This is a genomic window from Halobacillus sp. BBL2006 (assembly GCF_000786645.1).
Classification (GTDB): Bacteria; Bacillota; Bacilli; order Bacillales; family Halobacillaceae; genus Halobacillus.
Genome location: NZ_JRNX01000079.1, coordinates 1 through 9,126, shown reverse-complemented (window position 1 = coordinate 9,126; position 9,126 = coordinate 1). Strand labels below are relative to the sequence as shown.

At 41.2% G+C, this 9,126-nt stretch carries 10 protein-coding genes; all 10 read right to left on the bottom strand.

Translation table 11 applies throughout. From position 1 onward, the window contains the following. Positions 1-87 precede the first annotated feature (87 nt). A complete protein-coding gene (fliI, locus tag LD39_RS03030) occupies positions 88-1,392 on the bottom strand; it encodes a flagellar protein export ATPase FliI (RefSeq protein WP_035542762.1) in 1,305 nt (434 codons plus the stop codon). After that, on the bottom strand, positions 1,385-2,146 hold the full coding sequence (gene fliH / locus LD39_RS03025; protein ID WP_197061381.1) for a flagellar assembly protein FliH: 762 nt from the start codon (positions 2,144-2,146) through the stop codon (positions 1,385-1,387). Before fliH ends, fliI begins: the two co-directional genes overlap by 8 nt. After that, on the bottom strand, positions 2,130-3,143 hold the full coding sequence (fliG, locus tag LD39_RS03020) for a flagellar motor switch protein FliG (RefSeq protein ID WP_035542758.1): 1,014 nt from the start codon (positions 3,141-3,143) through the stop codon (positions 2,130-2,132). The genes fliH and fliG overlap by 17 nt, the downstream gene beginning before the upstream one ends. A 12-nt stretch (positions 3,144-3,155) precedes the next feature. After that, positions 3,156-4,745, bottom strand: a complete 1,590-nt coding sequence (gene fliF / locus LD39_RS03015; RefSeq protein ID WP_035542756.1) for a flagellar basal-body MS-ring/collar protein FliF — start codon at positions 4,743-4,745, stop codon at positions 3,156-3,158. A 62-nt stretch (positions 4,746-4,807) separates the two neighbouring features. Then, positions 4,808-5,119 carry a flagellar hook-basal body complex protein FliE gene (fliE, locus tag LD39_RS03010; RefSeq protein WP_035542753.1) on the bottom strand — a complete coding sequence of 104 codons (312 nt, stop codon included), beginning with the start codon at positions 5,117-5,119 and terminating at the stop codon, positions 4,808-4,810. A gap of 21 nt (positions 5,120-5,140) precedes the next feature. Continuing rightward, positions 5,141-5,596: a flagellar basal body rod protein FlgC gene (gene flgC, locus LD39_RS03005; protein WP_035542751.1), complete on the bottom strand. Its 456-nt coding sequence runs from the start codon at positions 5,594-5,596 to the stop codon at positions 5,141-5,143. A gap of 3 nt (positions 5,597-5,599) precedes the next feature. Continuing rightward, a complete protein-coding gene (gene flgB, locus LD39_RS03000) occupies positions 5,600-5,992 on the bottom strand; it encodes a flagellar basal body rod protein FlgB (protein WP_035542749.1) in 393 nt (130 codons plus the stop codon). 312 nt (positions 5,993-6,304) lie between these two features. After that, entirely contained in the window at positions 6,305-7,084 is a 780-nt protein-coding gene (gene codY / locus LD39_RS02995; RefSeq protein ID WP_035542747.1) for a GTP-sensing pleiotropic transcriptional regulator CodY, read from the bottom strand. A gap of 19 nt (positions 7,085-7,103) precedes the next feature. Then, entirely contained in the window at positions 7,104-8,501 is a 1,398-nt protein-coding gene (hslU, locus tag LD39_RS02990) for an HslU--HslV peptidase ATPase subunit (RefSeq protein WP_035542744.1), read from the bottom strand. A gap of 13 nt (positions 8,502-8,514) precedes the next feature. Beyond that, positions 8,515-9,060, bottom strand: coding sequence for an ATP-dependent protease subunit HslV (gene hslV, locus LD39_RS02985; RefSeq protein WP_035542743.1), 546 nt, complete (start codon positions 9,058-9,060; stop codon positions 8,515-8,517). Positions 9,061-9,126: the final 66 nt, after the last annotated feature.

Here is a 9,126-nt window from a genome sequence, read left to right as displayed (position 1 = left end):
ATACTGTTTCTGTTTTTCTTTCTTTTCGCGTTCCCTTAAATCTTTAATTTTATGGAAGGTTTGTATGGTTGCCACAACACATCACTCCTACTTGAATAAATCCTTTAATAGTTCGTTAGACTGTTCAAAACTCGACGGTTCGTGAATGTCTTGCCTTAAAAAGTGGATGATCGAGTTGTGATAATGGATTGCTTGATCAATCTCTTGGCTACTACCTTTTTTGTATGCACCAATTTGGATCAGCTCGCGATTTTCTTCATAAGTGGCTAATAAAGCTCTTAGCTTTTCGGCTGAATCCTGATGCTTACCATCGATAATTTTCTTCATGACACGGCTGATCGATTTTAACGTATTAATAGCTGGAAAGTGACCTTGTTCTGCAAGTTTACGATCAAGAACAAAGTGACCATCTAATATTCCACGTACGGTGTCAGAGATAGGTTCATTTAAATCATCTCCATCTACTAGTACTGTGTAAAAAGCTGTAACCGACCCTTTCCTGCTCGTACCTGTACGTTCAAGAAGCTTCGGTAAATGGGCAAAAACAGATGGCGTATAACCTTTCGTTGTCGGTGGCTCCCCTGTTGCCAGTCCTATTTCACGCTGGGCCATTGCAAAACGTGTTACAGAGTCCATCAACAAGTTGACATGATATCCTTGGTCTCTGAAGTACTCGCTAATAGCTGTTGCGGTATAAGCGCCTTTCATTCTCATAAGAGCAGGCTGGTCTGAGGTAGCTACAATAACGATCGAACGGTTTAGGCCGTCCTCACCAAGATCATTCTCGATGAATTCTCTAACCTCCCGCCCACGTTCACCAATTAAGGCGATGACGTTCAAATCTGCTGAACTGTTTCTAGAAATCATCCCCATCAAAGTGCTCTTTCCTACTCCGCTCCCTGCAAAAATTCCTACCCGTTGCCCCTTGCCTACTGTTAACAAAGAATCAATGGCTCGTACGCCTACTTGAATTGGTTCTTTAATCGTTGGGCGTGACAGAGGGTTTGGCGGTTCTTGGTCACTCGGATAAGGTTTTAAGCCTTTCGGAAGGGAAGAACCATCCAATGGTTTACCTGTAGCGTCCAAAACATTTCCAATCAGACCTAATCCAGCTTTAATTTTCATAGGTTCTCCCGTCGCCTCGACAAGACTTCCCGGGCGAATATCCCGCATTTCACGGTAGGGCATTAAGAGAATATTTTCATTATTGAATCCCACGACTTCAGCAGCAATCGCTTTTCCCTGACTTTTAGTATGTATGTAACAAAGATCACCAATGGAAGCGTCAGGTCCTTTAGACTCTACCATCAAACCAACAACCCGATGGATCCTGCCAAAGCGTTTATAAGTATCTGAACGATTGATGACATTTAGTAACGCCTGTTTATTCATGGGGCGTTCCCTCATCAACACACTCCAAAATCTTTTGACGCAGCTCACTCAATTGACTATCGATACTGGCGTCAACCCTGCCGAAAGAAGTCTCTACAAGACAAGAAAAAGGTTGAATTCCATCTTTCGTGTAAATGGAAATCTCTGTGTGAATATCTGTCAGCCTCTTCAACTCCTCTCTTTGAGCAAGTACATAGCGATATTGGTCAGGGTGCACAAAAATAGTAATCCCCGATTGGCCCTGCACTTCCTTGATGACTTTATTTACAATTGGAATAAAGTATTCAGGTGATTGGTGTAAATGTTGATCCATTATTTTCTCTGCACATCGAAGAGCAATATCAGCCATAATTTCATCACTTGCATTCACGATGGATTGTGAGGACTCATGAGCGGACTTCATAATTTCATTCGCCTCTTGTAATTTCGCTGAGTACTCCATGAATCCTTGCTCTTTTCCCTTTTGAAACCCTGCTTTGTAGCCAGAAGACTCAGCCTCTTTTACAAGCTCTTCACGTTCTTTCTTCCATGCAAGCTTCTCTGCTTGGATTCGAGCGTCTGTCTCTTCAATGAGTGTTTCCACTTGATTTTGTGCTGCTTCTAATTGCTGTTCAGCTTTATTTTTCATATCTTCAATTTGCTGAACTTCTGAATTTGATTGCTTTTGAATATCGCTGCTTGATAAACCTTTAGACATAACTGGTTTGATTTCGATGATTCTATTCGCCTGTTCTCCACTAAACAATGATGTCATCTCCTCCACCACGAGCGATAACGATCTCGCCAACATCCTCCAGACGGCGAATCGTTGCAACGACTCGCGTTTGAGCTTCTTCAACATCACGTAAACGGACAGGTCCCATGACTTCCATTTCATCTCTGAAAGTATCAGCCATGCGTTGGGACATGTTATTAAAGACAAGTTCTTTTACTTCTTCACTTGATATCTTAAGAGATAGTCTCAGGTCTTCGTTATCAACTTCACGGATAACCCTTTGAATCGCACGATTGTCTAAAGTAACTAAATCTTCGAATACGAACATACGCTTCTTAATTTCTTCGGCAAGCTCTGGATCTTGAATTTCTAAGGAATCCAGAATAGTTCTCTCTGTGCTGCGATCAACACCATTTAGAACTTCAACTACAGCCTGGATGCCTCCGGTTTCTGTGTAATCCTGAGTGACAGTAGTTGACAGTTTCTTTTCAAGAATTTGTTCGACTTGATTGATCACTTCTGGTGAAGTTGATTCCATAGTAGCAATTCTTCTCGCTATATCTGCCTGCAGCTCTTGAGGTAATTCGGACAGAATTTGCCCTGATTGTTCTGGATCTAAATAGGACAACACTAGAGCTATTGTTTGCGGATGCTCGTTTTGAATGAAATTTAGGATTTGGTTCGGGTCTGCTTTTCGTGCAAAGTCAAAAGGCCTGACTTGTAAAGTAGAAGTTAAGCGTCCAATAATATTTGAGGCTTCTTCAGAACCTAGTGCTTTCTCCAATATCGTTTTCGCATAACCAATTCCACCTTGTGAAATATAATCTTGCGCTAAAGCAATCTGATGGAACTGATCCAAAATTTCTTCTTTTTCTTTAGAATTAACTTTTTGAACCGAGGAAATTTCAAGCGTCAGTTGCTCAATTTCCTCTTCATCCAAATGTTTATAGACTTGTGCAGCAACGTCAGGCCCTAGTGAGATTAACAAGACCGCAGCTTTCTGTTTGCCTGTTAACTCAGTTTTTTTCATGGCCATATCGGGCCCCCCTTATTCTTCTGCAATCCATGATCGCAATAATTTCGCAAATTCTTCTGGTTTATCTCTTGCCATTTTTTCAAGTTGTTTTCGTCGTTGTGTGGACTCCGTCTCTTTTTCTTCTATTTCTTCTATGTTTGGGAGCTCGCTTAGCTCTTCATAAACTTCTTCATATTCTTCTTCTGAATCTTTTCTTCTTGCAAGCATCCAGATAAGAGCAATGATAATTACAGCTAACACACCGCCCACAGCATAAACCCAGAATGGAATGCCAGCTCGAGGTGTTTTAAACTCCGGTTCTCCATTGAATTCTTGAAATACAATAGAGACTTTTTCTTTTGGATCAACTTCTCCATAACTCCCATTGATGGATGTTGTAATCATAGAATCCAAGATGGACTGAACACTCTCTTCTACAGTTTGCTGTTCCGTAGTTGTTAAGTACTCGATAGCTCCTTCTTCATCCGTCCCTTTCGTGTTATCGATAGCGACCTGGATACCTAAATCGCGGACTTTATAAGGACTTTCTTCGATATTTTTACGGATGCGGTTGAATTCATTGTTGATAGTTTCGCGGTTCATTTCATAATCTCCCGCGCTGCCTTCAACTCCTGCGGGGTAGTTGGCTACATCTTCATCACCAGCTCCTGGAACCCCTCCTTCTGGAATGCCTCCTTCATAAGTCTCTTCAATACGTTCTACACTTACTGGTAAGCCTTCCATCGTATCAGGATCAACTGGCTCTACTAATTCCTCAACTCGATTCTCTTTTGTGAAATCGACGTCCGCGGTGACAGTTGCGACAACCTTTTGTTGACCTATCATCATACCGAGCATCCGCTGCACGTCTTGTTTTATATCCCGTTCAATGTCCTTCTTTACTTGCTGTTGATATGTATAAGCATTTTCATTTCCAGAGAAACCTGAACTATTTGTATCGAAGTACTCAAAATTCTGATCCATGATGACGATATTATCTTTAGGTAAATTGGGAACAGACCGGGAAGCTAAATTAAATAAAGCCTCCACTTGCGAACTTTCAATTTGGTAACCAGGCTGAACATTCAGAACGATTGAGGCCGAAGCTTCTTGAGTGGTTTCTGAAGCAAAGATCTGTTCTTCAGGCAGATTAATCATCACTTTTGCGTCTTGAATTCCTGCGATACCTTTCATCAGATTGGCTAATTCGGTCTGCATTGCATCCAATTTGATCACATCAAACTCGTTGTCTGTCATCCCCCACGAGGTGTTAGCACTGAAAAAACCATAATCAATGGTTCCGCTATTTGGTAATCCAGAAGCGGCTAAATCTACGAGCAGGGACTCCGCCTGACCTTCAGGGACCATGATCGATGTTCCGCCCTGATCTAATTCATAAGGAACACCGCGAGTATCCAATTCGGTTTTAATTTGTCCGATTTCCTGCAGGCTCAAATCCTTGTACAGAGGGACCATTTTTGAGTTAGATGCGAAAAAGGTGACCACCATTAGCAATAAAACTAAGGAGATGGCAGACCCGATTGCAACTCCCTTTTGGGTTTTACTTCTGCTTTTCCAATAGGTTGTGATGTGATTTTTATATAATAATATTTTTTCTTTCATAATTGCCCCCAAAAAAACACGACTTAAAGGAATACTATAGTGCGAATTGTTATAGGTGAGAATCAAACTTGCATACGCATTATTTCTTTATAGGCTTCAATCACCTTATTTTGAATTTCTACAGTGGTTTGCATAGTAATACTGGCCTTTTGGGAGGCAATCATGACATTATGTAAGTCTTCTACCTCTCCACGCGCCATTGCCTGAGTCATTTTATCAGACTCTACTTGAGTCTTGTTGACCCCTTCAATTGCATTCTTAAGCTGATCAGCGAATTTGGAATGGGCTTGACCCGGGGTTACATGGTTATTCTGAGGTGTCGAAAGATTGGTAGATATTTTCGGTTGATTGACGAATGAGTTGATTTGAGGCATCTATACTCTCTCCTTACTGTTCTATCTTCCTATTTCCAAAGCTTTCATAAGCATACTTTTTGACGCATTTAATGAAGTTACATTCGCCTCGTAGGAACGAGTCGCACTCATCATGTCGACCATTTCTTGAAGAGGATCTACATTAGGCACCTTTACATACCCCTGCTCATTGGCATCAGGGTGAGTAGGATTGAATACTAGTTTGAAAGGCGCATCATCTTCTACAATTTGAGAAGCCTTTACCCCCTCATTCGTATTGCTTGAGGAAAGGGATGCATGGTTAAGGTGAGACTTAAAAGATTGTTGTTCGGATTGAAAAACAACCATTTTTCTACGATAAGGCTCCCATTCTCCATTTTCAGTCAATGTAGCTCTCGTTGAATTCGCATTTGCAATGTTTGAAGAGGCAACATCCATACGAAGTCTTTGAGCAATAAGTGCACTTGAGCTCGTGTTCATGGCATTAAATATACTCACAGATTAGTTTCCTCCCTTGATCACTGCTTCCAGACTGCGGAATTTTCTGCTCATACGATCAGAAAGCGCTTGATAATAGATTTGATTCTTGGCCAGCTCACTCATTTCTTTATCGATATCCACGTTATTTCCGTTGTGATTATATGTAGTGTTAGAATTTGTAACCGTTTTAAAAGAACGCTGACTCATCGGGTGAAAGTCCATGTGACGTTCACTTGTTCTTTTTGTTGATATCGAAAACACTTCATTTTTCAGCACCTCACTAAAGACTACCTTCTTCGCCTTATAGCCAGGCGTGTCTACATTTGCGATATTACTGGATATTGCGCGGTTTTTCGCAGATGCATAGTTTAACGAGTGTTCTAACGTGGTAAAAGTATCATTAAATAAGGACACATTATTCACCTCAATTCGACATTTTTTCCAATATCACAAATTTCATTGTAAGAAAATTTGTATACACCTGTCTACTTTATCTTAAGTATTTTTACAAGAGTATTACAAAAGGTCCGAAAGTATTAGGTCAATTTCCTTCCTTCCATTCCTAATGTTACCATTTGTCGAAATATCTACTATAATGAACATTATTACATAACTCCCGCTTAAAATAAATTAGTTTTCTTACTATTCAACAAAAGACGACAATAGTCTTATAGACAATAATAAAAAAATGCCGCTACGTTTAAACGTAGCGGCATTTTGATATTTTTAATTAGTGCGAAGCTTTTGCAACTCCAACAAGAAATTATTGTTAAGCACCTTAATATACGTACCCTTCATACCAAGAGAACGGGATTCAATAACTCCCGCACTTTCTAGCTTTCTTAGAGCATTAACGATAACGGAGCGTGTAATGCCTACACGGTCAGCAACTTTACTAGCTACAAGTAATCCTTCGTTACCCTCCAGCTCTTCGAAGATGTGCTCAATAGCTTCCAATTCACTGTAGGATAGAGAACTGATCGCCATTTGAACGACGGCTTTGCTTCGTGCTTCTTGTTCAATTTCTTCCGTTTTTTCATGAAGAATTTCCATTCCAACAACTGTAGCACCATATTCAGCAAGCAATAGATCATCATCATTAAAGCTGCTGTCCAGACGGCTGAGGATTAACGTGCCTAAGCGTTGACCCCCTCCGATAATAGGAACAATCGTTGTTAGTCCTTTTTCAAATAGTTCGCGGTTTTCTACCGGAAAAGCAGTGTATTCACTATTGATATCGATATCCGGAGTTGTCTCTTGGATATTGAATAGACTCTGTGTGTACTCTTGCGGGAACTGACGCTCTGATAGCATCTCTTTCATACGCTCATTTTCAATTTCCTGATTGATGGCAAAGCCTAATAATTTTCCTCGGCGGCTCAATACAAAAGTATTGGCTTCAATTACGTCACGCAGTGTAGCTGACATATCGTTGAAGTCGACTGATTTCCCCGTTGTTTTTTGAAGCATTGCATTAATTCTTCTTGCTCTGTCTAACAATTTCATGTGAAATTCCTCCTTGAGATTATAGAATAAATCTACTTAGATCCTTATTTTTTACTATAGAAGATAGTTTGCTGTCTACATACTGTGGTGTGATTTCTATTTTTTCCATCATGACATCCGGAGCTTCAAACGATAGATCCTCTAGAAGTTTCTCTAAAATAGTGTGCAGACGTCTTGCTCCAATGTTATCTGTTTCTTGATTTACTTCGTGTGCGATTTCTGCAAGTCTTGTAATAGCATCGTCAGAAAATTCCACCTTTATACCTTCAACTTCAAGAAGTGCCTTATATTGTTTTAAAAGCGCATTGGAAGGCTCCACTAAAATGTTTCTGAAATCATTGACTGTCAGTTTGTTTAGCTCTACGCGAATCGGAAAGCGCCCCTGCAATTCAGGAATCAAATCTGATGGTTTTGCCATATGAAAGGCACCGGCAGCAATAAAAAGAATGTGGTCGGTAGACACCGGCCCATACTTTGTTACGACGGTTGAACCTTCAACGATCGGCAAAATATCTCGCTGGACCCCTTCTCGGGAAACATTCGCCTGATTATCGCCTTTAGCAGCCACTTTATCAATTTCATCTATGAAAATCATTCCGGCCTGTTCAACCTTTTCAACAGCCTCCTGACCGACCTCATCCATATCGACAAGCTTGCTTGCCTCTTCCTGGGTCAATACTTTGCGAGCTTCTGAAACAGGCAGCCTCCGCTTCTTTTTCTTTTTAGGCATGAACTGGCTGAAGGCGTCCTGCATGTTCATTCCCATTTGTTCCATACCAGACCCCTGTAGCATGTCAAACATTGAGGATTGAGATTCTTCGACCTCTACCGTAACCATATGATCCTCAAGTTCACCCATATCCAGCTGTTGGCGGATTCGACTTCTTTTTGTCTCGATTTCAGCTTCCTCGTTGTCCTGTTTTGGTTCGTTGTCCTGCTGTGCACCTTGATTGAAGAACATTTCTAACGGATTTTTAAAGTTATTTGCCTGTTTTTTACGCGAAGGTACTAACAACTTCACTAAACGTTTGTTGGCTTGCTCTTCGGCACGCTCCTTGACAGCCTCCATCTTCTCATCTTTGACCATACGTACGGCCATTTCTACAAGATCCCGCACCATAGACTCCACATCTCGGCCGACATAGCCGACCTCAGTGAATTTCGTAGCTTCAACCTTTACGAATGGAGCGCCGACCAGCTTAGCCAGCCTTCTTGCAATCTCTGTTTTTCCTACACCAGTAGGACCCATCATAAGAATGTTCTTCGGAACGATTTCGTCCCTGATTTCATCTTGCAGCTGCATACGTCTATATCGATTTCTCAGCGCAATTGCAACAGACCTCTTAGCGCTGTTCTGCCCAATTATATATTGATCAAGTTTTTCGACAATCTGTTTTGGTGTCAAATTCAGTGACATAAATACGCCCTCCCTATTCGAGAACCTCGAGGATGATTTGATCATTCGTAAACACACAAATTTCCCCTGCAATGTCCAAGGCAGCTTGTGCAATCTGTTCAGCGGTTTTGTCTGGAGAATATCTTTTCAGAGCCCTGCCTGCACTTAAGGCAAAGTTTCCACCAGATCCGATCGCTAATATGCCATCGTCCGGTTCTATTACTTCCCCAGTGCCTGAAACTAGAAACATTTTTTCACTATTCATGACAATCAGCATCGCTTCCAACTTCCTTAGAACCCTATCACTGCGCCACTCTTTAGCTAGTTCAACAGACGCTCTTGCAATATTGCCATCGTACGTCTCCAGTTTACCTTCAAACTTCTCAAAAAGTGTAAACGCGTCCGCAACAGATCCTGCAAATCCTGCCAGCACTTGACCATTATAAAGACGCCGGACTTTTTGAGCTTTATGTTTCATGACAACCTGGTTGCCCAGTGTTACTTGACCATCGCCACTCATAGCGCTTTGGCCATTGTGCTGTATTGCAAAAATTGTCGTCGCATGAAATTGTTGTTCCATACTTTCACCTCATTTATTAGCTCTTGGATGGCTATTCATATATACCTGCCGTAAACGATCTTTCGT

Excerpts from the sequence above, each read along its gene's own strand:
- hslV (WP_035542743.1), bottom strand. The coding sequence starts at position 9,060 with ATGGAACAACAATTTCATGCGACGACAATTTTTGCAATACAGCACAAT.
- fliF (WP_035542756.1), bottom strand. The coding sequence starts at position 4,745 with ATGAAAGAAAAAATATTATTATATAAAAATCACATCACAACCTATTGG.
- fliE (WP_035542753.1), bottom strand. The coding sequence starts at position 5,119 with ATGCCTCAAATCAACTCATTCGTCAATCAACCGAAAATATCTACCAAT.
- fliI (WP_035542762.1), bottom strand. The coding sequence starts at position 1,392 with ATGAATAAACAGGCGTTACTAAATGTCATCAATCGTTCAGATACTTAT.
- codY (WP_035542747.1), bottom strand. The coding sequence starts at position 7,084 with ATGAAATTGTTAGACAGAGCAAGAAGAATTAATGCAATGCTTCAAAAA.
- hslU (WP_035542744.1), bottom strand. The coding sequence starts at position 8,501 with ATGTCACTGAATTTGACACCAAAACAGATTGTCGAAAAACTTGATCAA.
- fliH (WP_197061381.1), bottom strand. The coding sequence starts at position 2,146 with ATGACATCATTGTTTAGTGGAGAACAGGCGAATAGAATCATCGAAATC.
- fliG (WP_035542758.1), bottom strand. The coding sequence starts at position 3,143 with ATGGCCATGAAAAAAACTGAGTTAACAGGCAAACAGAAAGCTGCGGTC.